The organism is bacterium, from assembly GCA_026129405.1.
In the GTDB taxonomy this organism is placed as follows: Bacteria; Desulfobacterota; Binatia; order DP-6; family DP-6; genus JAHCID01.
Genome location: JAHCID010000001.1, coordinates 1,494,051 through 1,520,513 on the forward strand (window position 1 = coordinate 1,494,051; position 26,463 = coordinate 1,520,513).

Below are 26,463 nucleotides of genomic sequence, written 5' to 3' on the forward strand. Positions count from 1 at the left end.
CGATCGTCCCCCGATCCGGTGCTCGTGCCGCGCCGCGTTCAGCGCGGGCGCGACGGCAGCGCGGCGGAGGTGGCCTGTGCGACCTGCGTCACGACGGCGCCCAGCGCCGCGCCCATCGCGTCGGCGATCGCCGCCGGGTCCGCGTCGGCCAACGGCTCCTCGGCGCTGAACGTGCGATCGAGCCCGGCGGCGCCCGCGTCCGCCAGGGATGCGCGCACCGTGACCAGCGCGGCACGGCGGGGCCGCAGCACCTCGTCGAACGCGAGTACCTCGACTCGCAGCGCGGGTGCGTGGGCGTCGTCGGTGAGACGGATACCGGGCGTGCGTTCCAGCTCCGCGCGCAGGGCCTCCTCGACGTAGGTGGCCGGCATGCGTCGCCAGCGCCGCTGCTCGTAGAGCCCGGACTCGACCGGCGAGGTGCGCCAGGCCATGCGCTCGCGCAGGAACGGGATCGCCCGCACGCTGCGCAGGCGCAGCGGCCGGCCGGTGGCGGCGGGCGGCGGATCGTCGTCCGCCGCGAGCAGGGGCGAGCCCGGCTCGTACCAGCGCGTCGGCGCCTCGGCGCGGAAGAGGCAGCCGGAGGCGAGGACGAGGAGAAGCAGCGCGGCGTGCGAGGGTGCGGTCATGGACGCCTCGTCGAGCTGGGCGCGGCGTCGGCGGGCACGCCGCGCAGGAGCCGGCTCGGATCGCGCTCGAGCGAGTCGGCCAGGGTGCGGACGGCGTCGAGCGTCTCGCGCAGCGCCACGAGGCTCGCGCGCAGCTCGTCGCGGGCGTCGCCGATGCCGTCGGCGGCCGAGCCGACGCTGTCGGCCGCCGTGCCGACGCTGGTCGAGGCGCCGCGCAGCGCCGTCGTCGTCTCGCCGAGACGCGCGCCGGTGATCGCGCCCTCGAGCCGATCCGCCGCGTGCGCCAGGCGGACGAGGAGCTGCTGGAACGCGCCGTCGCCCGACTGCAGCTGGGTGGCGAGGCCGTCGATCGCGCCCAGCGTCTTGCGCAGGTCCGCCAGAGCGACGCCGGCCTGCTCCTCGAGCGCCGGGAAGCGGTCGAGGATCTCCGTCACCGAGGTCTCGAGGCTCTTCAGCGTCGACTCCGCCGAGGGGACGTAGTTCGGCGGTACGGGGAAGGAGAGCTGGGGCGGCGGGAACTTGGCCGGATCGACGAAGTCGGTCTGCAGGAAGCGCACGCCGGTGATGCCCGCCGACGCCAGCCGCACGCGCAGGTTCGGGTCGAGGAACTGCTCGTCCGGCTCCGGCGCGCGGGCGCGCAGGCCGAGGCGCGCGAGGACGTCGACGTAGATGTCGGCGGTGACCTGCACGTGGCGGTGGTCGGGCGCCACCGTGATGTCGGTGACGTTGCCCAGCGTGACGCCGCGGAACTTCACCGGCGAGCCGACCTCGAGCCCCTGCACCGACTCGTCGAAGTAGGTGACGACCGGGAAGGCGTCGCGATCGAGGCGGCGTGCGCCGAGCCAGAAGACGACCCCCACGAGCGTCGCCACCGTGACGACGACGAAGAGGCCGAGCTTCCAGTGGTTGGTGGCGGTGCCCGCCATCAGGCCGCGGTCCGGGGCTTGCGGTTGAGGAAGGCGCGTACCTGCGGGTCGTCGGCATGGTCGCGCAGCTCGGCGGGATTGCCGCGTGCGATGATGCCGCGCGTCCCGTGATCGACGAGGATGCAGTCGCGAACGATCGCGAAGATGCTGGGCAGCTCGTGCGTGACGATGACGGTGGTCATGCCCAGCGCCCGGTTCAGGGTCAAGATGAGCTCGTCCAGCTCGACGGCGCTGATCGGGTCGAGGCCGGCCGACGGCTCGTCGAGGAAGAGCAGCGGCGGGTCGAGCGCCAGCGCGCGGGCGATGCCGGCGCGCTTCTTCATGCCGCCCGAGATCTCGGCGGGCAGGTGGTTCTCGAAGCCCTCGAGGCCGACCAGCCGCAGCTTGGCGCGGACGACCGTGTCGACGGCGTCGGCGTCGAGGCCGGTCCAGCGGCGCAGCGGCAGGCCGACGTTCTGCGCCAGCGTCATCGAGCCGAACAGCGCCGCCGACTGGAAGAGGACGCCGTAGCGCGGCAGATCGTCGGACTGCGCCGGCGGCGCGCCATCGACGAGGAGCGTGCCGGCGAGGATCGGGTCGAGGCCGATGAGGGCGCGCAGCAGCGTCGACTTGCCGCTGCCGCTGCCGCCGAGGATCGCGAAGACCGTGCCCGGCGACACGGTGAAGTCGAGGCTCTCGAGGATCACCGTCTCGCCGTAGCCGACGGCGACGCCGCGCGCGTCGATGATCGGGACGTCAGCGTCCGAAGGCATGCGCCACCACGGTGAAGATCGCGTCGATCATCACGATCGCGAACAGGCTGGTCACCACCGCCGACGTCGTCGCGCGCCCGACGCCGTCGGCGCCGCCGCGCGTGGCGAGCCCGCGCTGGCAGGCGATCAGCGCGACTGCGACGCCGAACAGGCCGGTCTTGATGAGCCCGGAGGTGACGTCCCATAGCTCCACGGCCTTGGCCGTCTCGATGAGGTAGGCGTTGGCGGTGAGGTCGAGCGAGAGCAGCGAGACCAGGAGCCCGCCGGCGATGCCCACCACGTCGCCGAGGACGGCGAGCAGCGGCAGCACCAGCACGAGCGCCAGCACGCGCGGGAAGACGAGGAAGCGGTACGGGTCGAGACCGAGCGTGTGGAGGGCGTCGATCTCCTCCGAGACGCGCATGGTGCCGAGCTCCGCGGCGAAGGCGGCGCCGGAGCGTCCGGCCACGATGATGGCGGTCATGAGCGGCGCCAGCTCGCGTGTCACCGACAGGCCGACCAGGTCGGCGACGAAGATGTCGGCGCCGAACTGCGTCAGCTGGATCGCCGCCTGGAACGCGGTGACGACGCCGACGAGGAAGTTGATCATGAGGACGATGGGTACGCCGTCGGCACCGGCGCGCTCCATCAGACGCGGCACGTCGGCCCAGCTGACGGTGCGCGGGGCGCGCACGGCCTCGGCGGTTGCCACCGCGAAGTCGCCGACGAAGTCGAGCACGCCGGCCTCGCGCACCGTCGACAGCGTCTCGCGCCCGATCTGATCGAGGATGCCGATGTGCGTCGGCGCGACGTGCAGGCTCGCGCGCGGCGGATGCGAGCCGTACAGATCGAGCATCGCCCGCACCGAGCCGGTCGCGCCGACGATCGCCGTGGTCGCGCCGTCGCCGGCGAGGTCGCCCTGGAGGTCGAGGAGGAGCGCCGTCGCGGCGCCGTCGAGATGATCGACGCCGGCGAGGTCGAAGCGCATCCGCGGCGCGACCGGGCGCGCGAGGTGCTGCACCCGCTGCCAGGACGGGAAGCACTGCCGGAAGCGCAGGGCGCCGTGGAAGCGCAGCTCGGTCGTGCCGTCGCCGGCCAGCACGCGCTCGACGCGATAGCCCGGCCCCTCGGTCTCGGTCACGAGGCGACGTCATGTCGGGGCGGGGCGCCCCGAGTCAACGCGCAGGCGCGGCACCGCCGCGTCCGGCACGGCGAAAAACGCCATCGTCATCCGGCGTCCGCGCTGCTAGTCGTAACGCCATGCGGGACGCGACCACGGCCCGCGTGCGCGGGGGGATGCTGGGGGCGGTCCTCGTCCTCGGGCTGGCGCACGCGGCTCACGCGGCGGAGTACTGGGTCAAGAACGGCGGCAGCGACGCCGCGAACGGGCTCTCGCCGGGCACGGCATGGGCGACGCTGGTGCACGCCGCCGCCGCCGTCGGCCCCGGCGATACGGTGCGCGTGCTCGACGGCGCCTACCGCGGCTTCTACCTCGACACCTCGGGCACGCCCGGCAACCCGATCACGTTCAGGGCCGAGGGCCCGAACGTTCGCATCGTGCAGGACAACCCGCGTACGCCCGACGGCATCAACCTCGAGGGCGCGTCGTGGGTCGTCATCGACGGCTTCGTCGTGAACGACCGCTCGCGCACCGGCATCCGCGCCGTCGAGGCGTCGCACGTGACGATCCGCAACAACTCGCTCGGCTCGAACTACAAGTGGGGCATCCTGACGGGCCACGTCGACGACGTGCTGATCGAGCACAACGAGGCGTACGGCGCCGCGGACGAGCACGGCATCTACGTCTCGAACGCCTGCGACCGGCCGGTCGTGCGCTACAACGTCGTGCACCACAACGTCGGCAACGGCCTGCACTTCAACGGCGACGCGAGCTTCGGCGGCGACGGCATCGTCGAGAACGCGCTCGTCGAAGGCAACGTCATCTACGAGAACGGGTTCCCGAAGGGCGGGTCCGGCATCAACATGGACGGCGGCGTGAACGGCGTCATCCGCAACAATCTACTCTACGCCAACCACGCCAGCGGCATCAGCCTCTACCGCATCGACGCCGCCGCACCGTCGACCGGCAACCTGGTCGTCAACAACACCATCATCCAGGCGTCGGACGCGCGCTGGGCGATCAACATCCGCGACGGCTCGACCGGCAACACCGTACGCAACAACATCCTGTGGAACGCGCATGCCTTCCGCGGCGTGATCGCGATCGACGCCGCCAGCCGGCCGGGTTTCACGTCGGACTACAACAGCGTCATGAGCCGCCTCAGCCTCGACGGTGGCGGCAGCGTCGTCTCGCTCGCCGCCTGGCAGGCGCAGGGCTACGATGCCCACAGCTTCGTCGCCACGCCGGCCGACCACTTCCTCGTGCCGGGGAGCGACTGGCACCTGCGGCCGACCAGCCCCGCGGTCGACGCCGGCACGCTGGCGGGCGCGCCGGCGACGGATCTCGACGGCGCCCCGCGCCCGGTCGGCGCCGGCGTCGACCTCGGCGCGTACGAGCTGCAGCTCCTCACCTGCGGCGACGGCAACGTCGACCCCGGCGAGCAGTGCGGCGAGCCGACGATGGGCAGCTGCGCCGATCCGTGCACGACCTGCGTCGGCTGCACCTGCGCCCAGCTCCCGCCCACCTGCGGCGACGGCCTCGTCTGCGGCAGCGAGGCGTGCGAGCAGGACGCCGACTGCGGCGACGGCCGGGTCTGCAGCGGCTGCCAGTGCATCGACGCCGCGCTCTGCACGAGCGGCACCCCGCTCGTCCGCCCGAAGCTCGTCCTCGCCGCGTCGCCGATGAAGCTCACGCTGAAGGCCGACGCGACCATTCCCCAGCCCTTCACCGGCGTGAACCCGCCCGCGAACGGCGTGCGTCTCGTCGTCGACTCGACGACCGGCCCCGGCGGCCTCGAGGTCGCCGTCCCCGCCGGTCCGCTCTGGAAGACGAACGGCGCCGGCACCGTCTGGACCTACGCCGATCGCCACGGCACCGCCGGCGGCATCACGAAGCTCGTGGTCCAGAACCGCTCCGCCAAGACCCCGGGCCTGCTCCGCGTCACCGCCAAGGGCAAAGGCGGCTCCGTGACGTTGCCGCATGCCGCCTCGACCCGCGCCGCCCTCGTTCTCGGCAGCGCGAGCGAGTGCGCGGCATACGTCTGGAACGGCCCGACGAGCCCACGCCCCCGCTGCAACGCCACCTCGGCGCGCACGGTCTGCAAGTAGCATCGCACGATCGCCGCGACCCATACCGCGCGCACCCTTGGCGCCCGGCCGCGCCTCGGCGTACACCGGCCCGATGGACCTGACGCCGTTCCGGATCGCCGTGCCCGACGCGACCCTCGCCGATCTCCGCGAGCGTCTCGCGCGCACCCGTTTCCCCGACGAGCTCACCGACGTCGGGTGGGACTACGGCACGCCGCTCGCGCTCATGCGCGACCTCGTCGCCTACTGGCGCGACCAGTACGACTGGCGGTCGCAGGAGGCGGCGCTGAACCTGTTCCCGCAGTGGAAGGCGCAGGTCGACGACCTCGGCATCCACTTCCTCCACGTGAAGGGCAAGGGGCCGAAGCCGTTCCCGCTCGTGATCACGCATAGCTGGCCCGGCTCGGTCGCTGAGTTCACGCGCATCATCCCGCTGCTGACCGATCCGGGCGCGTACGGCGGCGACCCGGCCGACGCCTTCGACGTCGTCGCGCCGTCGATGCCGGGCTACGGCTTCTCCGACCACGCCCGCACGCGCGGCATGGACGCCGAGCGCATCGCCGCGCTCTGGGCGAAGCTCATGCAGGGTCTCGGCTACGCCCGCTTCGGCGCCCACGGCGGCGACTGGGGCTCGATCGTGAGCACGCACCTCGGCGCCTACCACGCCGACGTGGTCGCCGGCATCCATCTCAACATGGTGGTGGCGTTTCCGCCCGACCCCGCCAACCCGATCGACGGCCTCACCCAGGAGGAGGTCGTCGAGATCATGCCGATGGAGCAGTGGCTCCAAGAGGAGGCCGGCTACCAGCGCATCCAGGGCACGAAGCCCCAGACCCTCGGCTACGCCCTCAACGACTCGCCCGCCGGTCTCGCCGCCTGGATCGTCGAGAAGTTCCGCGCCTGGAGCGACTGCGACGGCGACGTCCTCGAGCGCTTCTCGTGGGACGACCTGCTCACCAACGTCATGCTCTACTGGGTCCCCCAGACGGCGACGTCGTCGGCGCGTCTCTACTACGAGATGAGGCACGCGGGAAAATTCCCCCCCCAGGGCTTCCGCGTCGCCGTCCCCACCGCCTGCGCCATCTTCCCGAAGGAGATGTTCAAGCCGCCGCGCAAATGGGTGGAGCAACTGTATGACGTCGCCCGCTGGACCCGTTTCGACCGCGGCGGCCACTTCGCGGCGATGGAGGAGCCGGAGCTGCTGGCGGAGGACGTGCGGGCGTTCTTCCGCGGGCTGCGCTAGGGCGCGACCCGCGCCGGAAGGGCGACGGAGGAGACCGGCCGGCCCCCGTTACCGGCGCCGCGGCCCCAGCAGCGCCGGCGACGTGATCGCCAGTCGCACCAGCTCCGCCTGCCGCCGGGTCTGCGTCCGGGCCAGTGCGCGCTTCAGCTGGGTGCGCGCGGTGTGCTCCGTGACGCCGAGCGTTCTGGCGGCTTCGGCGACGGTGGCGCCGCGGGCGAGGGCGAGCGTCAGGCGGGCTTCGGCCGGGGAGAGGCCGAGGTGGGCTTCGAGGGCGGTCGGGTCGCCGGCGGGGGTGGCGGCGAGGTCGTTCACGAAGATCACGACGCTGGCGTTCGCCGAGGTGCCGCGGAGGAGCGCGCCGCGGAGCGGCGCGACCACGAGGACGAGGGTGCGCTCGCCGGTGCGGCGGCGGATAGGGAGGGCGTGGGGAGGTGTGCGGGCGGTGGCGCCCGTCGGGGCAGCGACGGCGATCAGGGCCTGGAGATGGCCGTGGTCGGTGGCGTCGAGGGTGCGGACGCGGCCGTTCTCGAGGACGAGGCCGTCGCGCGACGCGAGCAGGGCTTCGGCGACGGCGTTGGCGGCGTGGAGGCGGCCCGTCGTGTCGATGAGGAGGACGCCGCCCGGGAGGCAGTCGAGGACGTGGAGCCGCTCGTCGCGCCGGGCCTCGGCGGTGTCGAGGCGGCGCTGCAGGTCGAGGGCGCGGCCGACGTGCGGCAGGATCGCGTCGAGCAGGGCCACGTCGTCGGCGTCGAACGGGGGCGCGTGGCGCGGGCGGACGACACGGATCACGCCGAGCTCGTCGGGGGTGCGCAGCGCGACCCCGCCGGCGAGGTGGAAGAGGCCCTGCGGGCGCAGGAAGTCGGCGTAGAACTCCGACGACTCGAGAGCGGCGTCGGGCACCAGCGCGCTGCCGACGAAGCTCGTGTCGGCGGGCAGGGTGCGGATCCGCCGGCGGCGCAGATCGAGGCGCGCGTAGTGCTCCTCGTAGGCGGTTTTCCAGGTGGGATCGTGGTCTCGCGTCTCGGCGAGGCGCGGCCGGTCGGTGGCGATCTCGTGTACGAAGACGCCGGGCAGGACGCCGCGCAGCACTTCGCCGAGCCGGCCGAGGAAGCAGGTCCAACCCTCGGGATGGTCCGGGGCCTCGTAGGCGAGCTCGGTCAGCAGCGGGGCAGCGTCGCCAGGCGTGGCCATGAAACCTCGGTGGGGAGTTCGTACACCATTCGGACGACGCGCGACCAGGGAGTTCGTGCGAGGAACATGCGCGGGAGGATCGCAATGTCGGAGCCACGCGCCGTCGTCCTGCCGTTCCCACCGCGCCCGGGCGCCGAGAGGCCGGCCGGGTGCCGGCCGATGCCGCCGGGCCGGTCGGCCACGGAGGAGCACGGCCTGAACGCCGCCTGGGACGAGCTGCTGTGGTTGGCCATCCAGGCCTGGAGCTGGCGCGATCCCGAGAGCCTGGTCGCCATCGAGGAGGCGGTGGCGGTGCTCCAGCGGGAGGTCGAACGCGACTGGTCGTAGCCATTCGCCTTGACAACCCGGGGAGGCGCCAAGAGACTCCCCGCCCATGGGTCGTGCCGGTAGCCCCTCGTTCGCCTCCGAGCTCTGGGCCTTCATGCGGGTCCGGAAGAAGTGGTGGCTGGGACCGATCGTTCTGGTCCTCGTGCTCTTCGGCGCCCTGATCGTCTTCACCCAGGGGTCGGCCGTGGCGCCCTTCATCTACACGATCTTCTGATGGAGGGATCGGCCGTCGTGCCGGCCCGCACGCCACGGGAGCTGCGCCGATTCGGCGTCTCCGTGGGGGGCGTCTTCGGGCTCCTGGCGCTCATCAGCTGGTGGCGCGGGCACACCGTTCCGCCGATGGTTCTCGGGGCGCTGTGCATGGGCCTGGTCGTGCCGGGGCTGGTCGCGCCGGCGGTGCTCGGGCCGGTCGAGCGCCGCTGGATGCGCTTCGCGGAGGTGCTCGGCCGCATCAACGCGCGCATCATCCTCTCCGTGTTCTGGGTGCTGGTGATGACGCCGGTGGGGCTCGTGCGCCGCCTCTTCGGCGATCCCCTCGACCGCTCGATGCGCAGCGGGCAGACGTCGGTGTGGGTGCGGCGACCGGTCGAGCCGGTCGACGTCGACCGCTACCGGCAGCAGTTCTAGGAGCGCGCGTGGCCCTGATCCTCGGCCTGTCCGCCTACTACCACGACGCCGCGGCGTGCCTCGTCCGCGACGGCGAGATCGTCGCCGCCGCCCAGGAGGAGCGCTTCACCCGCAAGAAGCACGACGCCGGCTTCCCGACGCACGCCGTCGCCTACTGCCTGCGCGAGGCCGGCATCGCGGCGAGCGACCTCGACTACGTCGGCTTCTACGACAAGCCGCTGCTCAAGTTCGAGCGCCTCCTCGAGCAGTACCTCGGCGTCGCGCCGCGCGGCTTCCGCCAGTTCGTGACGGCGATGCCCGTGTGGCTGAAGGACAAGCTCTTCACGCGCTCGCTGATCCGCAAGGAGGGCGTGCTCGAGGGCTTCGAGGGCGACGTGATGTTCACCGAGCATCACGAGTCGCACGCCGCCAGCGCCTTCTATCCGTCGCCGTTCCTCGAGGCGGCGGTGCTGACGATGGACGGCGTGGGCGAGTGGGCGACGTCGTCGTGGGGCGTCGGACGCGGCCGCGAGCTCGACATCCACGCCGAGCTGCACTACCCGCACTCGCTCGGCCTGCTCTACTCCGCGTTCACGTACTACACCGGCTTCAAGGTGAACTCGGGCGAGTACAAGGTGATGGGCCTCGCCCCCTACGGCGAGCCGCGCTACGTCGACCTGATCCTCGGCACCCTCGTCGACCTGAAGGACGACGGCTCCTTCAAGCTCGACATGCGCTACTTCGACTACCTCGCGGGTTTCACCATGACGTCGCCCGCGTTCGACGAGCTGTTCCAGGGCGCGCCGCGCAAGCCCGAGTCGCCGCTCACCCAGCGCGAGATGGACCTCGCGGCGTCGGTGCAGGTCGTCACCGAGGAGGTCATGCTGCGCATGGCGCGGCACGTCCAGCGCGAGACCGGGATGCGCAACCTCTGCCTCGCCGGCGGCGTGGCGCTCAACTGCGTCGGCAACGGGCGGCTGCTGCGCGAGGGGCCGTTCGAGCGGCTGTGGATCCAGCCCGCGGCCGGCGACGCGGGCGGTGCGCTCGGCGTCGCGCTCGCGATCCACCACAAGGTGCTCGGCCAGGACCGTCGCGTGCGCTCCGAAGGCGACTCGATGCACGGCTCGTACCTCGGCCCGCAGTTCTCGGACGCCGAGATCGAGGCGGTGCTGCGCGAGGTCGGCGCGGTGTTCGAGCGCGCGCCCGACGAGACGGCGCTCGTCGCGCACACCGCCGCGCTCCTCGCCGACGAGAAGGTCGTCGGCTGGGTGCAGGGCCGAATGGAGTTCGGGCCGCGCGCGCTCGGCGGCCGCAGCATCCTCGGCGACCCGCGCTCACCGAAGATGCAGTCGGTGATGAACCTCAAGATCAAGTACCGCGAGAGCTTCCGCCCCTTCGCGCCGAGCGTGCTGCGCGAGCGCGTCGCGGAGTGGTTCGAGCTCGACGTCGACTCGCCCTACATGCTGCTCGTCGCCGGCGTCCGCCCCGAGCACCGCGTCGCGATGACGCCCGAGCAGGAGAAGCTCTTCGGCATCGAGAAGCTCAACGTCCCGCGCTCGACGATCCCCGCGGTGACGCACATCGACCACTCGGCGCGCATCCAGACCGTCCATCGCGAGACCAACCCGCGCTATCACGCGCTGCTGGCGGCGTTCGCCGAGCGGACGGGCTGCCCCGTCCTCGTCAACACGAGCTTCAACGTGCGCGGCGAGCCCATCGTCTGCACGCCGCGGGACGCCTACCGCTGCTTCATGCGGACGGAAATGGACTACCTGGTCCTGGGCTCGTACGTGATCGAGAAGGCGCGCCAGCCGCCGCTGCCGGACGACGAGGACTGGCGCCGGAAGTACGAGCTGGACTGATCCCCGCCGGGGTGGCATTGCGCGGGCCATCCGCGCTAACACCCCGGCATGTCCCTCGATCTCCGTCGTGCCGTGGCCGTGGTCGGCGCCGGCTGCACCCAGTTCGGCGAGCTGTACGAGAAGAGCCCCGAAGACCTCCTCTGCGACGCCGTCTCTGAGGCCCTCGCCGACGCGGGCTGCGAGCGCGAGCGCATCGAGGCGGCGTGGGTCGGCTCGGTGGTGTCGACCTTCGGCGGCGACGCCCTCGGCGACGCGCTGAAGCTCTTCGGCCGCCCGATCACGCGCGTGCAGAACTACTGCGCCTCGGGGATGGACGCCTTCCGCAACGCCTGTCTCGCGGTGGCCTCGGGCATGCACGACGTCGTCCTCGCCGTCGGCTTCGAGAAGATGCGCGACGGCAACTTCGGCCGCCCGAACAAGAGCCACCCGGTGCTCGACTTCGGCGAGCGCGCGCCGCACATCTTCGCGCTCTCGGCGAACCGCTACTTCGCGAAGTACGGCGCGTCGAAGAAGACGCTCGCCGCCGTCGCGGTGAAGAACCACCAGAACGGCCTCAAGAGCCCGAAGGCGCACCTCAAGATGCCGGTCGACGAGGCGACGGTGCTGAAGGCGCCGATGATCTACAGCCCGCTCGGCCTCTTCGACTGCTGCCCCACCACCGACGGCGCCGCCGCGATCGTCGTCTGCCGGGCCGACATGGTGCAGCAGTTCAAGGGCACGCCGGTCTTCCCGATGGGCATCGGCCTCGCCGTCGCGAGCGGGCAGCCGTACTACAAGCCGAGCTTCGGCTACGTCGGCTTCGATGCGACGGTGCGCGCCGCGGAGTCGGCGTACCAGCAGGCGGGCATCACCGCGAAGGACGTCGACTTCGCCGAGGTGCACGACTGCTTCACGATCACCGAGATCCTCAACTACGAGGACCTCGGCTTCTGCGCCCGCGGCGAGGGCGGGCGCTTCGTGGAGGAGGGGCGGGCGTCGCTCGGCGGCGAGAAGCCGGTGAATCCGTCCGGCGGCCTCAAGTCGTACGGGCACCCGGTCGGCGCGACCGGCGTTCGCATGATCTACGAGCTCGCGACCCAGCTCCGCGGGCAGGCCGGCGATCGCCAGGTGCAGGGGGCGAAGATCGGCCTCGCGCACAATCTCGGCGGGCCGGCGGCGGTGTCTTGCGTCTCGGTGCTGACCAGCGAGGGGTGATGCGCGGGCTTTCTCAAGCGCGGAGAATCCATTCAGTGAAGTCGGCGTTGAGACTCGTAAATCGCTGATCGATAAACAGATTGCCTCAGTGTAGCGATTCGTGTATCAATTCACGAATCAATTCACATGCACGCGGCACCCGGCAACCCCGTCCTGACCGTGCTGGCCGATCGTGGCCCGTTGCCGGCCGCGACCCTGCGGAGAGAGCTGGGGGTCAGTCAGCCGACCATGTCGCGCCTCGTCCGCCGGGCCGGCGACTCGATCGTCCGCATCGGGCAGGCGAGAGCCACCAGGTACGCGGCTCGGCGGACGGTTCGCGCCCTCGGCGATCGCTGGCCGGTGTATCGGGTCGACGAGCAGGGCGCGCCGCGTCTCGCGGCTCAGCTGCACGCGATCGCGCCGCGCAGCTGGTACTACGCCAGCCAGGTGCCGGCTCCCGGATGGATGCACGGGGAGTTCGCCGACGGATCGTTCCCCGATCTGCCCTGGTTCCTCGACGACATGCGACCCCAGGGCTTCATGGGCCGCGCCTTCGCCCGCAAGCATGCGGCGGTGCTCGGCGTGCAGGAGGACCCGCGCCTCTGGAGCGCAGAGACCACCCTCGCCGCCCTGTTGGCGTTCGGGGACGACACGCCCGGAAACTTCATCCTGGGCGCGTCGGCGCTCGAGCGTTTCGAGCGCAGACGCCTGGCCTCCCCGGAGGGGATCGAGGCCGGTCGGCGAGCCGCCGCCTATGCGTCGTTGGCAACTGCGGCGCTCGCCAACGACGTGCCTGGATCATCGGCAGGGGGGGAGCAGCCCAAGTTCACCGCCACCGTCCTCGATCGTTCCGGGGCGAGGCACGTGATCGTCAAGTTCACGCCGACCCGGGAGACGGCGTTCGGGGTGCGGTGGGCCGACCTGCTCGTGTGCGAGCAGCTCGCCCTCGCCGCATTGCGGGAGGCCGGCGCCGCCGCCTGCACGACGGAGATCCTCGAGGCGGAGGATCGCACGTTCCTGGAGGTCACGCGCTTCGACCGCGTCGGCTTGCACGGGCGGCTCGGCGTCATCTCCCTGCAGGCCCTCTCGAACGCCTATCACGGGACTCTGGACGATTGGCTGCTGGCGGCGGATCGTCTCGAGCAAGACGGATGGCTCGGCGCCGTCGACGCGGACGCGCTGCGGTTCCAGGCATTCTTTGGAAGCATGATACGCAACAGCGACATGCACTTCGGCAACGTCAGCCTCGCCATCGACGCCGTGATGCCGCTGTGCCTGGCGCCGGCGTACGACATGCTGCCCATGCACTACCGCCCGAGCCCGACCGGCGAGATCGTGGAGCGGCCGTTCGAGCCGCGTATCCCGCCCGTCGACCGGCGCGCGCTGTGGGTGCGGGCGGCCGAGGCGGCTGGTCGTTTCTGGGGTGCGGCGACGGAAGACGCTCGCATCTCGGAGGACTTCCGGCGGTTGGCTGCGGAAGTGCTCGCGACGAACGACCGCGTGCTGGCAACCTATCGCTGACGGTCCCCCCTCGGCCCGGTCGGTGCTCGTCCTTCAGCTCTGGTCGACGTCACCAAGGGTAACCGCTCGCCACGCTCCACTGCGCCAGCACGTTCCCGTCGCCGCGCCCATGTCGCTCGACCTGCCGACGGCCGCCTTCGACGGGTTCTCGAACAGCACGTCCATCGCACCGGCGACGTCCTCACGCCTCCGGTTCGCCCGGCCGGTGGGCATCGCCGCCTGCACGACATGACGACCGACGGCGGCGGCTGGACGGTGTTCCAGCGGCGGTCGGGCCTGGGCGACTTCCATCGCGGGTGGGCGGAGTACGCCGCCGGCTTCGGCAGCGTCGCCGGTGATCACCGGCTCGGCAACGACCGCCTGTCGGCCCTCACCCAGGGCGGCGCGCACGAGCTCTACGTCGAGCTGAACGACTTCACACGGATGGCTTCGCCAAGTATGTCGGGTTTGGCGTCGGCAACGCCGCCACGAGCTACACGCTGTCGATCGGTGCCATGGTCGGCGGCACGATCGGCGACTCGCTCGCCTCGAACGCCGGTCGCGCCTTCACCACCTACGATTCCCGGCGCCGGGCACGACCGCCTCCTATGCGAACGGCATCACCTGGGACACCTGGCGCGGGTACGATCACTCGACGGCCAGCACCCTCATGATGCTGCGCGCTGAGCCGAGCGGCGGCCTCTGGCGGTCGATCGTCCCCGCCAGGGCGTGGCCCGCGGCGCGAGCGGCATCCCGCCCGCGCCGCGGGGAGACTACTTCTTCGCCGACGGCCGCGGCGTCATGTCCAGGTCCGGCGGCGGCGTCTCGGGCAGCTTCCAGTAGATGTAGGGCTTGTCCTTCAGCTCGTGGTAGGCGTTCGCCGACTCCACGACCGCCTTGAAGGCGGCGTCGAACGCCGGGAAGTCCTTGTCGGCGATCGGCTTCTCGAGGGTCTTCCAGTTCTCCTCGAGGTACTGGTTGATCGCCTCCTCGTGCTTCGGACGCATGAAGGCGCCCAGCTCGAAGAGACCCTTGGTCTCCTTCCACTGGAACTTCGCCATCGGCCAGTTGCCGTTCTTGGCGGCGTACCACAGCTTCCAGGTGCGGATGCCGATCTCGGGCATGATGCGCGCGAGGCCCGGCTGCACGGTCGCCATGTCCTCGATCGTCATCTTGTTCTTCCCGGACCAGAAGCTCATGGCCTTGATCTTGGATTCCAGCTCTTCGTCGGTCATCGCCGTAGTTCTCCTCGCGTCGGATGTCCCAAACGGGCGTTCGAGTCGTTTAGCGAAGGGCGCGGCCGGCTACCAGCGCAGCGGCCAGTGGGGGTGCCAGGGGCGCTCGCGCTCGAAGGCGCGGGCGGCCTGGAGCACCAGGTCGTCGCGGTGGCGGGGGCCGACGATCTGCATGCCCATCGGCAGGCCGGCCTTCGACAGCCCGACGCGCACGCTCGCCGCCGGATGCCAGGACAGGTTGAAGGGAATGGTGAACGAGCCGACGTTCGACCACGGCTGCGGCCGGCCCTCGGTCTCGGTCGGGTAGGGGCCGGGCGCCTCGTACGGGTCGAAGGGCACGGTCGGCGTCACCAGCAGGTCGACCTTCGAGAACACGTCGGCGGCCCAGACGTTCAGCTTGTCGCGGGCGCGCGCCAGGTTCGCGAAGAGGGCCGGGCTCATGTCGTCGGCCATCCGGACGCCGGCGAGGAGGCCGCGGCCGAGCAGCTCCTCGCGTCCGGCCAGGTGGCCGTCGAGCCGCGAGGCCATGAGGAAGCTGCCGAGGAGACCCCAGGCGCGTCCCAGCTCCGGCGGTCCACCGCTGATGGGCTCGATGCGGTGCCCGAGCGTCTCGAAGACGCGCACGCCGTCGGCGACCGCCGCGGCGACGTCGGACTGCACGACCGCGTAGCCCAGGTCCGGCGAGAAGCCGATGCGCAGCTTCTCGGGCATGCCCGCCGCGACGCGCTCGACGTAGAAGTAGCCGGGGTGGGGCAGGCTGTGCGGATCGCGCGCGTCGGCGCCGACGACCTGATCCATGAACAGCGCCGCGTCCTCGACCGTCTTCGTGAGCGGCCCGTAGACCGCGGTGCACCCGTACTCCCACTGGTCGCCGTGCTCGCGCGCGACGCGGCCCCACGAGGGCTTGAGCCCGAAGCAGCCCGTGAAGCTCGCCGGGATGCGAATGGAGCCGCCGCCGTCGCCCGCGGTGACGAGCGGGATCACACCCGCCGCCATCGCCGCCGACGAGCCGCCGCTCGACCCGCCCGGCGTCAGCTCGAGGTTCCACGGCGAGCGCGTCACGCCGTAGACGCGGTTCTTCGTGAACGCGGGCGCGCCGAACTCGGGCGCGTTCGTCTTCGCGACGACGATCGCGCCCGCGGCCTTGAGACGCTCGACCTGGATCGAGTCCTGGGTCGCGACGCGGTCCTTGAACAGCATCGACGCCTCGGTGTGCGGCAGGCCGGCGGCCTCCTCGAGCTCCTTCACGCCGAGCGGGATGCCTTCGAGCGGGCGCGCTTCGCCGCGGGCGATGCGGGCCTCCGACTCCCGGGCGTCGGCGAGGCACGCGTCGGGGTCGCGGCGCGAGCAGACGGCGTTCAGGTCGGGGTTGGTCTCGTCGATGCGGGCGAGAACCGCCTGCATCAGCTCGACCGGGGAGGCTTTGCGGGCGTGCAGGCGGTCGCGCAGCTCGGTCAGCGTGAGGGTGAGGAGGTCGTGCATGGGGCGGACGTAGCACTGCGGCGGTCGGGGAGGGAACCGGGTCGTATCCCGTCCCGCGCCGCCGCATGCAACGGTTCGTTGCGCGGCGGCGCTCGCTGAAACCTGCCCACGCGCGCACGACCGGCGCCTCGGGTGGCCCCAGGTTCGCTCCGAGCGAGCGTCATGGGCGGCGTGTACGTCCCGCGCTCCCCGACGACGAGCGTGCTCCATGGCGTCGTGCGGGCGCACTGGAGCGCGCTCGCCGCCGAGGTCCGCGACCGCACCGACGGCGCCGGGCTTCCCGGGTTCGTCGTGCAGGCGTTCCGGAAGTTCCTCCGCTGCGGCGTGCTTGCCCACGGCTTCGCGCGCGTGCGGTGTGGCGGCTGCGCCTTCGAGCGGCTCGTGCCGTTCAGCTGCAAGGGGCGCGGCATCTGTCCGAGCTGCGGCGGGCGGCGCATGGCCGAGCGGGCGGCCCACCTCGTCGAGCACGTGCTCCCGCCCGATGTACCCGTGCGCCAGTGGGTGCTCTCGGTACCGCATCGGCCGCGCTACCGGCTCGCCTACGATCATCGCCTGTGCCGGACGGTGCTGGGCGTGTTCGTGCGGGCGCTGCGCGCGGCCTATCGTCGCCAGGCGAAGCGCGCGGGGCTTGTCGGGCGGCGAGACGGGGACCGTCACGAGCATCCAGCGGTTCGGGGGCGCGCTCAATCTCCACGTCCACTTCCACACGCTGGTGCTCGACGGCGTCTTCGTGCGCCAGGCGGACGACACGCTCGCCTTCCATCCCGCGCCGCCCCCGACCGACGCCGACGTCGCGCGCGTGGTCCAGCGCGTGCGCCGGCGGCTCGCGCAGCTGGGGGTCGTCGCCGCGGCGGACGGCGACGAGGACGGCGATCCGCTGCCCGCGGATTCGCTCGCGTTGGCCGGCTTGACACGCGCGGCGGTGCTCGGGCGCGCCGCGCTCGGGCGGGCGTCACTGGGCTGCGGCCCGCCAGCGCCTCGGCGCCGACCCGGACGCGCCGTGGGTGGATCGGCACGTGCCCCTACGTAATGCGCACGCCGAGGGCTCGACCTCCACGCCGCCGTCCGGGTCGCCGCCATTGATCGCCCCCGCCTGCAGCAGCAGCTCTGTCGCTATCTGCGCAGGCGCCGCTCGGACAGAGCGGCTGCAGCGGCGGCTCCACGCGATGGCCGGGTGGCGCTCGCCCTGCAACGGCCCTATGTCCGACGGCACGACGCATCTCGTGTTCACGCCGCCGGAGCTGCTCGCGCGGCTCGTGCCGCTATTCCCGCGGCCGCGGGTGAATCTACTCCTCTATCACGGCGTCCTGGCTTTTGAGCGCGCCGTGGCGCGCCGCAGTCGTGCCCGCGGGCGACGCGCGGGAGCGCCCTCCGACGGCCCTGGCGGGCGGCGTCGGGACGACGGCGCCCGGCCCGCCGCCGGCGAGCCGCGCACGCCGCCCCCGCTACCGATCCTGGGCGGAGCTGATGCGGCGAGCGTTCGAAGCCGACGTGCTCGCCTGCCCGCGGTGCGGCGGGCGCATGGTCGTGCTCGCGACGATCGACGATCCCGCCGTGATCGCCCGCATCCTGACCCACCTCGGGCAGTCGCTGGATGCTGGCGACCCGGTCCCGGAGCGCGCCCCCGCCGTAATGCGGCTGCCGCGTCGCGCCAGGGTCCGAGCCAACCCCCCACTCGTCGGCGGCCGTTGATCGAGGGATGGAGGTGTCCGTCTCGGGAGCCGGTAGGGGCGCGCGGCTAGCCCCGTTCCCAGCCTCGATCGGGCGTTGTCTGCCCCGCGCACGCTGAGAGGACGGGGAAGGGACCACAGCCGAACGTCTGATAAGAAGCCGCTCCGTCAACGTCCCAGGGTTGTCGTTCCTAGTCTGCTCCAGCCGCTGAAAGGTGCACATGTCAATGGGCAACGTGCTCGAGTCGGCGCGGGCCCATGCGGCGCCCGGCGACGGTCCCATCGGACGGCTCGCGCAGACGAAGGGGATGGCCGCACTGCCCGACGACCTCGCACGCAAGGTGCGCGGAAGCTTCCACCCGCTCGTCCGCACCCATCCGCGCACCGGCGAGCGGGCGCTCCATTGCGACGAGACCTACGCCGTCGGCATCGAGCGACTCGAGCCGAAAGAGGCCGCGCCGATCCTCGGATTCCTGGTCGACCACGTCACCAGCCTGCGTTCACCTGTCGCCTGCGCTGGGAGGTCGGGATGTTCGTCATGTGGGACAACCGGCTGTGCGTCCATCAGGCGTTCGACGACTACGACGGCCATCGGCGCGAGCTGTATCGCTCGACGGTCGCCGGCGAGCGCCCGGCGTGAGGTTCGCACGGACCTCGCCGGTTCGACGGTGCCCTCGCGGGCCGACCTGCCGGTCGGGCAGGCGCACCCGGCCGCGTGCTACAGGCTGCGCCGGTGGAGGTGCTCCTGCTCGCGGTGCTGGCCGCGACGATCTCGCTCGCCGCGACGCCGGCAGCGCGACGGCTCGCGCTGCGCCTGGGCGCCGTCGACGAGCCGGACGCCCGTCGGGTGCATGCGACGCCCACGCCGCGTCTCGGCGGTCTCGCGGTGGCGACGGCGATCTTCGGCGCGATCGCCGTCGGCGCCGCGGTCGGCGCTCCGCTGACGCTGCTGAGCCTCGGAGAAGGCGCACGGACCTGGAGCCTGCTCGCGGGCGCGTTGGTCATGGTCGCGGCCGGCGCGCTCGACGACGTGCGCGGCACGGCGCCGGCGACGAAGCTCGTCGCGCAGATCGTCGCCGCGGCGCTGGCGGTCGCAGGCGGCCACTGGATCGCCGGCGTGACGAATCCCTTCACGGGAGCCTACGTCGCCCTCGGCGGCGTCGGTGCGCTGCTGGCCGTCGTCTGGATCGTCGCCATCACCAACGCCTTCAACCTGATCGACGGGCTCGACGGCCTCGCGGCGGGCGTCGGGCTCATCGGCGCGGGGACGCTGCTCGTCATCGCGTGGATCGAGGGACGGGCGGACGTCCTGCCGCTGTGGGCGGTGCTGGTCGGCGCGCTGGCCGGGTTCCTGGTGCACAACTTCGCGCCCGCCTCGATCTTCCTCGGCGACAGCGGCAGCCTGCTGGTCGGCTACCTGATCGCGCTGCTCGCGCTGCAGGGGCTCGAGAAGAGCGCCACGGTCGTCGTCGTCCTGTCCTCCGTGCTGGCGCTCGGGCTCCCCATCGTCGACATGGCGCTGGCGATCGTGCGCCGTACGCGCGCCAGCGGCCCGCGCGGCATCGTCCGCGCCGACCGCGCCCACCTGCATCATCGTCTCGTGGACGACGGCACGATGAGCCATCGCCGTGCGGTGCTGGTGCTCTACGGCGTGGCGGTCGCGGGCGGTGCGGTGGCGATCGTCGCGGCGCTCACGCAGAGCGTGCTCAACACGGCCCTGGTCGTCGCCGCGGCGGCGGCGTGCGTGATCCTGGTGCGGGGCCGCACGCGTCGCTGACCGGCTCAGCCGGCGCGCGCGGCGAGGAGCTCGTCACAAGCGGCGAGGATATGGGTGGCGGCAGCGGGCGTGGCGCCCCGGCGCATGCGCGTGCTCGCCGCTCGCCATGCCGCCGCGTCGCCCGCGAGCACGGCGATGCGCTGTGCGAGCGTCGTCGTGTCCCACGTGCGCTCGGTCGTCCACCAGACGCCGGAGGACTCGGCGGCCGCGCGGGCGTTCGCCACCTCGTGATCGCGGGCCGCGCTCGCGAGCGGCACCACGAGCGCGGGCAGGCCGATCGCCGCCAGCTCCGACAGCGTGCCGGCGCCCGCACAGGTGATCGCGAAGTCGGCGTGCTCGTACGCGGCGCGGACGTCGTCGAGGAACGGCGTGACGTCGGCGGCGATGCCCGCGTCGGCGTAGGCGGCGCGGACCGCCTCGGGCCCCCCCGCCCCCGTCTGATGCCGGATGGTCACGGAGACGCCGAGGCGGGCGATCGCCGTCACGAGCTCGGGAGCGTGCGTGTTGAGGAACGGCGAGCCCTGGGACCCTCCCATCACGAGAAGTCGAAACGGGCGCCCGAGCGGCGTCCGCCCAGCGGCGATCGACAGCAGGGCCGGTCGCACCGGCGTGCCGGTCACGGTGCATCGCCCGGGCGGAAAGTCGGCCATCGCGTCGGCGAAGCCGAGCAACACGCGGTCGGCGACGCGGCCGAGCGCGCGGTTCGCGAGGCCGGCGGTGGCGTTCGCTTCGTGGATGACGGCCGGTACGCCGAGGCTGCGCGCGGCGAGCACGACGCCGGCGCTCGCGAAGCCGCCGAGACCGAGCACGAGCTGCACGCGCTCGGCGCGCAGGATGCGGCGCGCGTCCATGACGCCGGCGAAGAGGTGGGAGAGGGTGCGGACGCGATCGAGGCGGGCGACGCCGTAGAAGGGCGCCGCCCGCACGGCGGCGAAGCGCAGGCCGTGCGCCGGCGCGATGCGCGCTTCAAAGCCCGTCGCCGTGCCGAGGAAGAGCACGTCGAGTGTCGGGCGCGATGCGTTGCACGTCTCGGCGATCGCCACCGCCGGGAAGACGTGGCCGCCGGTACCACCGCCCGCGATCGCGAGTCGCGCGAGCGCGTGGCGCGGTGGCGACGCGTCGTCTATAGCCACCGGGCCGCTCCCATGCCTCGCATTCGGGTGACCGTCGTCGTCCTCGGCGACCTCGGGCGCAGCCCGCGCATGCTGTACCACGCGGCCGCGCTCGCCGACAGCAACGCCGACGTCGATCTCGTCGGCTGCGTCGAGCACGATCTCCCGAGCGACCTCGACGACCGTCCCGCGGTGCGCGTGCATCGCCTGCCGTCACCCTCCGTCTCGGAGCGGCACCGCCTGCCGCGCCCGCTCTTCGTGCTGGTCGCGGGTTGGAACGCGCTCCGACTGTCCGGGGCGCTGCTCGCGACGCTGCTCTGGCGGACGCCCAGGCCGGCCGTGATCCTGGTGCAGAACCCGCCCGCGATCCCGGCGCTGCTCGTCGCCTGGATCGCGGCCCGCCTGCGCCGCGCGCGGCTCATCGTCGACTGGCACAACCTCGGTTGGGCGATGCTGGCGCTCTCGCTCGGAGCACGTCATCCGCTGGTGCGCCTCGCGCGCCGCCACGAGCGCTGGGCGGGACGGCGGGCCGACGCGCACCTCTGCGTCTCGCGCGCGCTCGCCGAGCGGCTCGACGGCTGGGGCGTGGGACGGGCGCACGTCCTGCCGGATCGCCCCGCGCGACGCTTCGTGCCGATTCCGCCGGCGGCGCGGCACGCGGCGTTCACGCAGCTGGCCGCGACCCTGCGGCTCCCCGAGTCGGCGCGACGTCCGGCCCTCGTCGTGAGTCCCACCAGCTGGGGCGCCGACGAGGACTTCGACCTGCTCGTCGACGCCGCCGTCGCGTGGGACGCGCGGCTGCGCGCGGAGGACGGTCCGGCGGTGGCGGTCGTCGTCAGCGGCGACGGCCCGCGGCGCACGGAGTACGAGCGCCGTTTCGCCGCGCTCGGCCTGGAGCGGGTCCTCCTGCGCACGGCGTGGCTGCCGGCCGACGACTATCCGCAGCTCCTCGGCGTCGCGGACCTCGGGCTGTGCCTCCATCGCTCGGCGTCCGGCCTCGATCTGCCGATGAAGGTGCTCGATTGTTTCGGCGCGGGCCTGCCGGTGGTCGCGTTGGATTACGGCCCGTGTCTCGGCGAGCTGGTCCGCGACGACGAGAACGGACTCCTCTTCCGTGACGCCGCCGAGCTGGCGGACGCATTGCACCGCCTCCTGAGCCCGGCGCCGGGCCCGCTCCTCGACCGGCTGCGGGCCGGCGTGGGGCGCGAGGCGACGGTGCGCTGGCCCGACGCGTGGGCGGCGATCGCGCGGCCGCTCATCGCCGGGTCCTGAGCGCGAGCGTCTCGTCGACGATCGCGTCCACCCGTGCGCAGAAGGTTGCCGGGGTGAAGCGGCCGCGGAGCCCGGCCACGTGCACCAGCAGGCGCTGGCGGTGCGCGTCGTCCAGCAACGCGCGCTCGATCCGCGCCACCGCGTCGGGAACGTCGATCCACGAGAGATCGTCCCTGCGCACGATCTCGGTCTGTCCGCCGCTGCGGTGCACGAACGTGAGGCAGCCCGCCTCCACCATCTCCGCCGGCGCCATGCCGAAGTGCTCGTCGACCATGGCGTGCAGGCCGAAGCGGCATCGGCTCATGAGCGCGAGCAGCGCCGCGCGCGACAACCCGCTGCGCACGTCGAGCCAGGCGCGGTCGGCCGCGAGCGCGCGGATCCGCCGCTCGTAGGCCGGCATGCCCGGGCTGCCGACGATCGTCAGCGCCAGCGCGTGACCCCGGCCGCGCAGCGCATCGACGATGGCGACGGCGCGCTCGAAGGCCTTCTCCGGCGAGAAGCGGCCGACGCAGAGCACGCGCGCCTCGCGCTCCTCGAAGCCGCGCACGACGAACGTTCCGGCGATCGGCGGATACACCGTCCGCGCGTCCACGCCGTGCACGCGACGGAGATGCGCGGCCGTCCACTCGGAGTTCGCGAGCAGCACCTGGCGGCGGACATCGGCGGCGTCGAAAGCCGCGAGGCGGTCGCTGACCGCGTAGTAGAGCGCGAGCGGGCCGGCGCGGTGGTACCAGCGCATGTCGACCTCCGGACGCGGGCGGGCGCGCGACGGATAGTGCACGTAGCTGACGCCCGTGCCGTGCAGCGGCCACTCGTTGTTCGCGGAGACGACGAGATCGACGCTCGCCTCGAGACGTCGGACGTGGCGCAGGAGCAGCGCGTCGCGCAGGAGATGCAGCGGGACGGGCGCCGCTTCGAGCACCGGGCGCCACCACGTCGCGACGAGCCGATGCGCGATCCGACGTGCGGCGAGGCCGGTGCCGAAGAAGTCGTCGGTGGCTCGCGGCTCGAACGGGGCACAGGTGAGCAGGGTGACGTCGTGCCGATCGGCCAGCGTCTGGAGCATCCAGGCGGCCACGCCGTTGCCGCCGCCGGTCGGCTGCAGGGACGGCTGGACGAACAGGAGGCGGGCCATTGGAGTTCGACCGGCCGGCTTGTACACCCGGCAGGGCGTGAGGACCATTCGTGCGGCGCTCGCACTGCTCGACGGCCGCGCTCGGCGGCGCTGGGCCGGGCTGATCCTGCTGTCGGTCGTGGCGGCAGGCGCGGAGGCGCTGGGGGCGGCGGCGCTGTACGCGTTCATGCGCGTCGTCGCGGATCCCGCCGGCGCATCGGCGATGCCGCTGCCCGCCGCGCTGCACGATGCGGGCGAGCGGGCGGTCGTCGTCGTCGCCACGCTCGCCCTCGTCGTCGTCCATCTCGCGAAGAACGGCGTCCTGGCGGCGCTCGCGTGGCGCCAGGCCGCGTGGGCCGCGCAGGCGCGCGCGGCGCTGGCGCGGCGCATCTATGGCGCCTATCTCGGCGCACCGTGGACGTTCCGCCTGCGACGCAACTCCGCGGAGCTGATCCGCAACGTGACGACCGCGGTCGACGCCGTCTTTCGCCACGTGCTCGCGCCGGCGGTGACGCTCGCGACCGAGACGCTGGTCGTGCTGGCGCTCGCCGCGGTCCTCGTCGCGACCGCACCCGGCCTGACCCTCGCGGTGGCCGTCGGCGTCGGCGGCGCCGGCGTGACGCTGCTCGGCGTCACGCGGACCCGGTCGACGCGATGGGGCGCGCAGCTGCTGCGCCTCGAGCGCGACGTGCTCCAGGACGTGCAGCAGACGTTCGGCGCCGCGAAGGAGCTTCGCGTGCTCGGTCGCGAGGGGTTCTTCTTCGACGAGTTCGCGCGTCGCCAGGCCGCGATCGCCGCCGTCCGGCGCCGGAGCGACATGCTCGCGGTCATGCCGCGTCTCCTCGTCGAGACGACGTTCGTGCTCGCGGCGCTCGTGCTCGTCCTCTGCGCGACGCTGCTCGGGCGCACCGGCCCCGAGCTCGTGCCGCTGCTGGGGCTGTGGGCGTATGCCGGCTTTCGCGTGATTCCCTCGCTCAATCGCTGGATGCAGTCGGTGAGCGAGGTGCGGCTCGGATCGGCGGCCGTGCACGAGCTCGCCGCCGAGCTCGCGCGCCTGTCGACGGCCGCGCCGCCGAGCGACACTCCCGTCGCCCCGCTCGCCTTCGACGAGACGCTGGATCTCCGCCACGTCGACTTCACGTACGACGGGGCCGAGCAGGCGGCGCTGCAGGGCGTGTCGCTGACGATCCGGCGCGGCGAGTCCGTCGGCATCGTGGGCGCGACCGGCTCCGGCAAGACGACGCTGGTCGACGTCCTCACCGGCCTCCTCGCGCCGACGGCGGGCGCGATCCTCGTCGACGGCCGCCCGCTGCCCGCCGACCCGCGCGCCTGGCAGCGGGCGATCGGATACGTGCCGCAGGCGGTGGCGCTCGTCGACGACTCGCTGCGCCGCAACGTCGCGCTCGGCGTGGCGCCGCACGCGATCGACGAGGCGCGGCTGGCGGCGGCGATCGCGACGGCGCAGCTCGCGGAGCTCGTCGCGGGCCTGGCCGAGGGCCTCGACACGATCGTCGGCGAGAACGGGGTGCGCCTCTCGGGCGGTCAGCGGCAGCGCGTCGGCATCGCGCGGGCGCTGTACCACGCGCCGAGCCTGCTCGTGTTCGACGAGGCGACCTCGGCGCTCGACAACAGCACCGAGGCGGCGCTGCTCGGCGCGATCGAGGCGCTCCGCGGCACGTGCACGCTCGTCGTGGTCGCGCATCGCCTGAGCAGCGTGCGACCGTGCGATCGTCTCGTGCTGCTCGCCGGCGGACGGATCGCGGCGGTCGGAAGCTGGGAGGAGCTCATGCACGGGAGCGAGGAGTTCCGCCGCCTGGCGGAGGCGGGGTCGGCTGCGTGAGGACCGCGTGCAGCCGCTCGTGAATCGACTCCAGCGGCTGCTCTTCGCCGCCGGCGTCAGCCGTCCGGTGGCGCTGGCGCGCCGCATGTCGGGGTACCTCCAGCGTCCGTGCACGTACGTCGGCGAGCACACGCTCCTCACCCAGACCGTCTTCGGGCAGCTGCTCCATCTCGACGCGCGCGACACGAGCCTCCTCCCGAGCCTCGTCGTGCGCGGCTACTGGGAGCCGGGCGTCACGCGCGCGCTGCTGCGTCTCGTGCGCCCGGGCCAGCGCATCGTGGAGGTCGGGGCCAACGTCGGGTGGTTCTCGCTGCTGCTCGCGTCGCGCGTCGGGCCGAGCGGCTCGGTGACCGCCTTCGAGGCCAACCCGCGCATGGTGGAGCTGCTGCGGCGCACGCTGGCGGCGAACGGCCTCGCCGCGGGCGTGCGCGTCGTGCCGCTCGCCGTGACCGACCGTCCGGGCCGCGTGACGCTGCATCGGCTCTCGCGACAGCAGGGCAGCTCGAGCCTGTACGCCTTTGCGCCGGCGGAGCTGGCCGGCTGGGACGACGAGGCCGTGCCGCTCGAGATCGAGGCGACGTCGCTCGACGCGTACTTCGCCTCCGATACGCCGCCTCCCGACCTCGTCAAGATCGACGCCGAGGGGGCCGAGCCGGCGGTCCTGGCCGGGGCGCAGCGTCTCCTGGATCGCGCCCCGCAGGTGCAGCTGGTGGTGGAGTTCCGCCCCGACGTGCTCGCCCGGGCCGGCCACGACCCGCGCGTCTTCCTCGGATCGCTGGAGCGTCGCGGCTTCCGCCTGCACGCGATCACGCCGCGGGGAGGGTGCCGGCCGATCACCGTCGATCGCCTGCTCGTCTCGCCCGGCGAAGAGCTCTACCTGCGTCGGTGACGGCGTCGGGGCCCGCGCAGAGGCCATGTAGCGGATGATCATGCTTGACGTCGAATGATCCAGTGGCGTAGCGTTTCGCGGACCGCCACTGCCCGACACGGGAGGACGTGAGATGACGAAGCTGAAGGGTGCCGCGATCCTCGGGTGCTTGGTCGTGGCGGGCGCCACGCTGCTGAGCAGCCTTCCCGCATCGAGCGCGACCTCGTTCCTGCTCGTGAGCGGCCAGCGCCTGGCGAAGGCCTGCCGCGGCACTGGTGCGACGGAGCCGATCTGCAAGTTCGTCGCGAACGCGGTCGACCGCCTCGCCGGCGTCGATTTTCAGCAGCCCGTCGACGAGACGGTGGTCTACAAGATGCTCCGCAAGCTGCGCGGCCCCGTCAAGAAGCAGGTCAAGCAGGGGTGCTGCGGCGGCCTGAACCGCTGCGACGCCTGCGTGCACGCCGTGTCGAACGTCGAGGCGTACGTGGCGACGAACGGTTCGGTGCATATGTTCTCCGACACGCTCCAGACCGCCTGCGACGGCCGCTTCGGCGATCCGGTCGTCACCGCCGAGTGCAAGGGCCAGATCGACGACGCGATCGCGCCGATCATCGACTGGTTCCTGGCCAACTACCCGCCGGTGATCGCGTGCCAGAGCAGGGCGCTGCGCGCCTGCGCGCCGTGACGAATCGCTGAACGGC

At 72.6% G+C, this 26,463-nt stretch carries 27 protein-coding genes and 1 pseudogene; 18 read left to right on the forward strand and 10 right to left on the reverse strand.

What is annotated here, in order from left to right:
- Positions 1-38 precede the first annotated feature (38 nt).
- From KIT14_06810 to KIT14_06825, 4 genes are read right to left on the reverse strand one after another with little or no spacing between them, the layout of a single operon-like run.
- Complete coding sequence (locus KIT14_06810; protein MCW5890247.1) at positions 39-626, reverse strand: membrane integrity-associated transporter subunit PqiC; 588 nt, start codon at positions 624-626, stop codon at positions 39-41.
- Positions 623-1,552, reverse strand: a complete 930-nt coding sequence (locus KIT14_06815) for an MCE family protein (protein MCW5890248.1) — start codon at positions 1,550-1,552, stop codon at positions 623-625. The genes KIT14_06810 and KIT14_06815 overlap by 4 nt, the downstream gene beginning before the upstream one ends.
- Entirely contained in the window at positions 1,552-2,304 is a 753-nt protein-coding gene (locus KIT14_06820) for an ATP-binding cassette domain-containing protein (protein MCW5890249.1), read from the reverse strand. Before KIT14_06820 ends, KIT14_06815 begins: the two co-directional genes overlap by 1 nt.
- A complete protein-coding gene (locus tag KIT14_06825; GenBank protein MCW5890250.1) occupies positions 2,288-3,424 on the reverse strand; it encodes an MlaE family lipid ABC transporter permease subunit in 1,137 nt (378 codons plus the stop codon). Before KIT14_06825 ends, KIT14_06820 begins: the two co-directional genes overlap by 17 nt.
- Before the next feature lie 119 nt (positions 3,425-3,543).
- Between KIT14_06825 and KIT14_06830 the strand changes: the two genes are divergently transcribed.
- Positions 3,544-5,511 carry a right-handed parallel beta-helix repeat-containing protein gene (locus tag KIT14_06830; protein MCW5890251.1) on the forward strand — a complete coding sequence of 656 codons (1,968 nt, stop codon included), beginning with the start codon at positions 3,544-3,546 and terminating at the stop codon, positions 5,509-5,511.
- Between the two features lie 73 nt (positions 5,512-5,584).
- Entirely contained in the window at positions 5,585-6,733 is a 1,149-nt protein-coding gene (locus tag KIT14_06835) for an epoxide hydrolase (GenBank protein MCW5890252.1), read from the forward strand.
- A gap of 48 nt (positions 6,734-6,781) precedes the next feature.
- On the opposite strand, the gene KIT14_06840 is transcribed toward KIT14_06835, so the two are convergent.
- Positions 6,782-7,924 carry a helix-turn-helix transcriptional regulator gene (locus KIT14_06840; GenBank protein ID MCW5890253.1) on the reverse strand — a complete coding sequence of 381 codons (1,143 nt, stop codon included), beginning with the start codon at positions 7,922-7,924 and terminating at the stop codon, positions 6,782-6,784.
- Positions 7,925-8,008: 84 nt separating this feature from the next.
- Here KIT14_06840 and KIT14_06845 point away from each other — a divergent pair, with 84 nt between their 5' ends.
- The 7 genes from KIT14_06845 to KIT14_06875 all read left to right on the forward strand — a co-directional run bounded on the left by KIT14_06845 (position 8,009) and on the right by KIT14_06875 (position 14,079).
- On the forward strand, positions 8,009-8,251 hold the full coding sequence (locus KIT14_06845; GenBank protein MCW5890254.1) for a hypothetical protein: 243 nt from the start codon (positions 8,009-8,011) through the stop codon (positions 8,249-8,251).
- Positions 8,252-8,297: 46 nt separating this feature from the next.
- Positions 8,298-8,465 (forward strand): hypothetical protein, encoded by a 168-nt coding sequence (locus tag KIT14_06850; GenBank protein ID MCW5890255.1) that lies wholly within the window; start codon positions 8,298-8,300, stop codon positions 8,463-8,465.
- Positions 8,465-8,878 (forward strand): hypothetical protein, encoded by a 414-nt coding sequence (locus tag KIT14_06855; protein ID MCW5890256.1) that lies wholly within the window; start codon positions 8,465-8,467, stop codon positions 8,876-8,878. Before KIT14_06850 ends, KIT14_06855 begins: the two co-directional genes overlap by 1 nt.
- 14 nt (positions 8,879-8,892) lie before the next feature.
- On the forward strand, positions 8,893-10,719 hold the full coding sequence (locus KIT14_06860; GenBank protein MCW5890257.1) for a carbamoyltransferase: 1,827 nt from the start codon (positions 8,893-8,895) through the stop codon (positions 10,717-10,719).
- A gap of 48 nt (positions 10,720-10,767) precedes the next feature.
- The gene (locus tag KIT14_06865; protein ID MCW5890258.1) at positions 10,768-11,913 is read left to right on the forward strand and encodes a hypothetical protein; all 1,146 of its coding nucleotides are present in this window, start codon (positions 10,768-10,770) and stop codon (positions 11,911-11,913) included.
- A 126-nt stretch (positions 11,914-12,039) separates the two neighbouring features.
- Positions 12,040-13,413, forward strand: a complete 1,374-nt coding sequence (yjjJ, locus tag KIT14_06870) for a type II toxin-antitoxin system HipA family toxin YjjJ (GenBank protein MCW5890259.1) — start codon at positions 12,040-12,042, stop codon at positions 13,411-13,413.
- 228 nt (positions 13,414-13,641) lie between these two features.
- Positions 13,642-14,079, forward strand: a complete 438-nt coding sequence (locus tag KIT14_06875) for a hypothetical protein (GenBank protein MCW5890260.1) — start codon at positions 13,642-13,644, stop codon at positions 14,077-14,079.
- 86 nt (positions 14,080-14,165) lie between these two features.
- On the opposite strand, the gene KIT14_06880 is transcribed toward KIT14_06875, so the two are convergent.
- Together KIT14_06880 and KIT14_06885 are read right to left on the reverse strand one after the other, a co-directional pair.
- Positions 14,166-14,627, reverse strand: coding sequence for a hypothetical protein (locus tag KIT14_06880; protein MCW5890261.1), 462 nt, complete (start codon positions 14,625-14,627; stop codon positions 14,166-14,168).
- A 69-nt stretch (positions 14,628-14,696) separates the two neighbouring features.
- Positions 14,697-16,109: an amidase gene (locus KIT14_06885; GenBank protein ID MCW5890262.1), complete on the reverse strand. Its 1,413-nt coding sequence runs from the start codon at positions 16,107-16,109 to the stop codon at positions 14,697-14,699.
- 162 nt (positions 16,110-16,271) lie between these two features.
- Between KIT14_06885 and KIT14_06890 the strand changes: the two are divergent.
- From KIT14_06890 to KIT14_06900, 3 genes and pseudogenes are all read left to right on the forward strand, one after another.
- Positions 16,272-16,622, forward strand: a pseudogene (locus KIT14_06890) (transposase zinc-binding domain-containing protein).
- Between the two features lie 115 nt (positions 16,623-16,737).
- A complete protein-coding gene (locus KIT14_06895; GenBank protein ID MCW5890263.1) occupies positions 16,738-17,139 on the forward strand; it encodes a transposase in 402 nt (133 codons plus the stop codon).
- Between the two features lie 437 nt (positions 17,140-17,576).
- Positions 17,577-17,801, forward strand: a complete 225-nt coding sequence (locus KIT14_06900; protein MCW5890264.1) for a hypothetical protein — start codon at positions 17,577-17,579, stop codon at positions 17,799-17,801.
- Positions 17,802-18,003: 202 nt separating this feature from the next.
- On the opposite strand, the gene KIT14_06905 is transcribed toward KIT14_06900, so the two are convergent.
- On the reverse strand, positions 18,004-18,264 hold the full coding sequence (locus KIT14_06905) for a hypothetical protein (protein MCW5890265.1): 261 nt from the start codon (positions 18,262-18,264) through the stop codon (positions 18,004-18,006).
- A gap of 44 nt (positions 18,265-18,308) precedes the next feature.
- On the opposite strand from KIT14_06905, the gene KIT14_06910 reads away from it, so the two are divergent.
- Together KIT14_06910 and KIT14_06915 are read left to right on the forward strand one after the other, a co-directional pair.
- Complete coding sequence (locus tag KIT14_06910; protein MCW5890266.1) at positions 18,309-18,419, forward strand: hypothetical protein; 111 nt, start codon at positions 18,309-18,311, stop codon at positions 18,417-18,419.
- Positions 18,420-18,512: 93 nt separating this feature from the next.
- Positions 18,513-19,556 (forward strand): undecaprenyl/decaprenyl-phosphate alpha-N-acetylglucosaminyl 1-phosphate transferase, encoded by a 1,044-nt coding sequence (locus KIT14_06915; GenBank protein MCW5890267.1) that lies wholly within the window; start codon positions 18,513-18,515, stop codon positions 19,554-19,556.
- 5 nt (positions 19,557-19,561) lie between these two features.
- On the opposite strand, the gene KIT14_06920 is transcribed toward KIT14_06915, so the two are convergent.
- Complete coding sequence (locus KIT14_06920) at positions 19,562-20,689, reverse strand: UDP-N-acetylglucosamine--N-acetylmuramyl-(pentapeptide) pyrophosphoryl-undecaprenol N-acetylglucosamine transferase (protein MCW5890268.1); 1,128 nt, start codon at positions 20,687-20,689, stop codon at positions 19,562-19,564.
- A gap of 12 nt (positions 20,690-20,701) precedes the next feature.
- Between KIT14_06920 and KIT14_06925 the strand changes: the two genes are divergently transcribed.
- Positions 20,702-21,940, forward strand: coding sequence for a glycosyltransferase (locus tag KIT14_06925; GenBank protein MCW5890269.1), 1,239 nt, complete (start codon positions 20,702-20,704; stop codon positions 21,938-21,940).
- On the opposite strand, the gene KIT14_06930 is transcribed toward KIT14_06925, so the two are convergent.
- On the reverse strand, positions 21,924-23,075 hold the full coding sequence (locus tag KIT14_06930) for a glycosyltransferase family 4 protein (GenBank protein MCW5890270.1): 1,152 nt from the start codon (positions 23,073-23,075) through the stop codon (positions 21,924-21,926). The two genes, KIT14_06925 and KIT14_06930, sit on opposite strands and share 17 nt — an antisense overlap.
- Before the next feature lie 37 nt (positions 23,076-23,112).
- On the opposite strand from KIT14_06930, the gene KIT14_06935 reads away from it, so the two are divergent.
- The 3 genes from KIT14_06935 (at position 23,113) to KIT14_06945 (ending at position 26,447) form a co-directional block, all read left to right on the forward strand.
- A complete protein-coding gene (locus KIT14_06935; protein MCW5890271.1) occupies positions 23,113-24,894 on the forward strand; it encodes an ABC transporter ATP-binding protein in 1,782 nt (593 codons plus the stop codon).
- Positions 24,895-24,901: 7 nt separating this feature from the next.
- Positions 24,902-25,783, forward strand: coding sequence for an FkbM family methyltransferase (locus KIT14_06940; GenBank protein MCW5890272.1), 882 nt, complete (start codon positions 24,902-24,904; stop codon positions 25,781-25,783).
- 112 nt (positions 25,784-25,895) lie between these two features.
- Positions 25,896-26,447, forward strand: a complete 552-nt coding sequence (locus KIT14_06945) for a hypothetical protein (protein ID MCW5890273.1) — start codon at positions 25,896-25,898, stop codon at positions 26,445-26,447.
- Positions 26,448-26,463: the final 16 nt, after the last annotated feature.

Coding starts and splice junctions, on each gene's coding strand:
- KIT14_06810 (MCW5890247.1), bottom strand. CDS start 626: ATGACCGCACCCTCGCACGCCGCGCTGCTTCTCCTCGTCCTCGCCTCC.
- KIT14_06815 (MCW5890248.1), bottom strand. CDS start 1,552: ATGGCGGGCACCGCCACCAACCACTGGAAGCTCGGCCTCTTCGTCGTC.
- KIT14_06820 (MCW5890249.1), bottom strand. CDS start 2,304: ATGCCTTCGGACGCTGACGTCCCGATCATCGACGCGCGCGGCGTCGCC.
- KIT14_06830 (MCW5890251.1), top strand. CDS start 3,544: ATGCGGGACGCGACCACGGCCCGCGTGCGCGGGGGGATGCTGGGGGCG.
- KIT14_06835 (MCW5890252.1), top strand. CDS start 5,585: ATGGACCTGACGCCGTTCCGGATCGCCGTGCCCGACGCGACCCTCGCC.
- KIT14_06840 (MCW5890253.1), bottom strand. CDS start 7,924: ATGGCCACGCCTGGCGACGCTGCCCCGCTGCTGACCGAGCTCGCCTAC.
- KIT14_06845 (MCW5890254.1), top strand. CDS start 8,009: ATGTCGGAGCCACGCGCCGTCGTCCTGCCGTTCCCACCGCGCCCGGGC.
- KIT14_06850 (MCW5890255.1), top strand. CDS start 8,298: ATGGGTCGTGCCGGTAGCCCCTCGTTCGCCTCCGAGCTCTGGGCCTTC.
- KIT14_06855 (MCW5890256.1), top strand. CDS start 8,465: ATGGAGGGATCGGCCGTCGTGCCGGCCCGCACGCCACGGGAGCTGCGC.
- KIT14_06865 (MCW5890258.1), top strand. CDS start 10,768: ATGTCCCTCGATCTCCGTCGTGCCGTGGCCGTGGTCGGCGCCGGCTGC.
- yjjJ (MCW5890259.1), top strand. CDS start 12,040: ATGCACGCGGCACCCGGCAACCCCGTCCTGACCGTGCTGGCCGATCGT.
- KIT14_06875 (MCW5890260.1), top strand. CDS start 13,642: ATGACGACCGACGGCGGCGGCTGGACGGTGTTCCAGCGGCGGTCGGGC.
- KIT14_06880 (MCW5890261.1), bottom strand. CDS start 14,627: ATGACCGACGAAGAGCTGGAATCCAAGATCAAGGCCATGAGCTTCTGG.
- KIT14_06885 (MCW5890262.1), bottom strand. CDS start 16,109: ATGCACGACCTCCTCACCCTCACGCTGACCGAGCTGCGCGACCGCCTG.
- KIT14_06900 (MCW5890264.1), top strand. CDS start 17,577: ATGCGGCGAGCGTTCGAAGCCGACGTGCTCGCCTGCCCGCGGTGCGGC.
- KIT14_06910 (MCW5890266.1), top strand. CDS start 18,309: ATGTTCGTCATGTGGGACAACCGGCTGTGCGTCCATCAGGCGTTCGAC.
- KIT14_06925 (MCW5890269.1), top strand. CDS start 20,702: ATGCCTCGCATTCGGGTGACCGTCGTCGTCCTCGGCGACCTCGGGCGC.
- KIT14_06930 (MCW5890270.1), bottom strand. CDS start 23,075: ATGGCCCGCCTCCTGTTCGTCCAGCCGTCCCTGCAGCCGACCGGCGGC.
- KIT14_06945 (MCW5890273.1), top strand. CDS start 25,896: ATGACGAAGCTGAAGGGTGCCGCGATCCTCGGGTGCTTGGTCGTGGCG.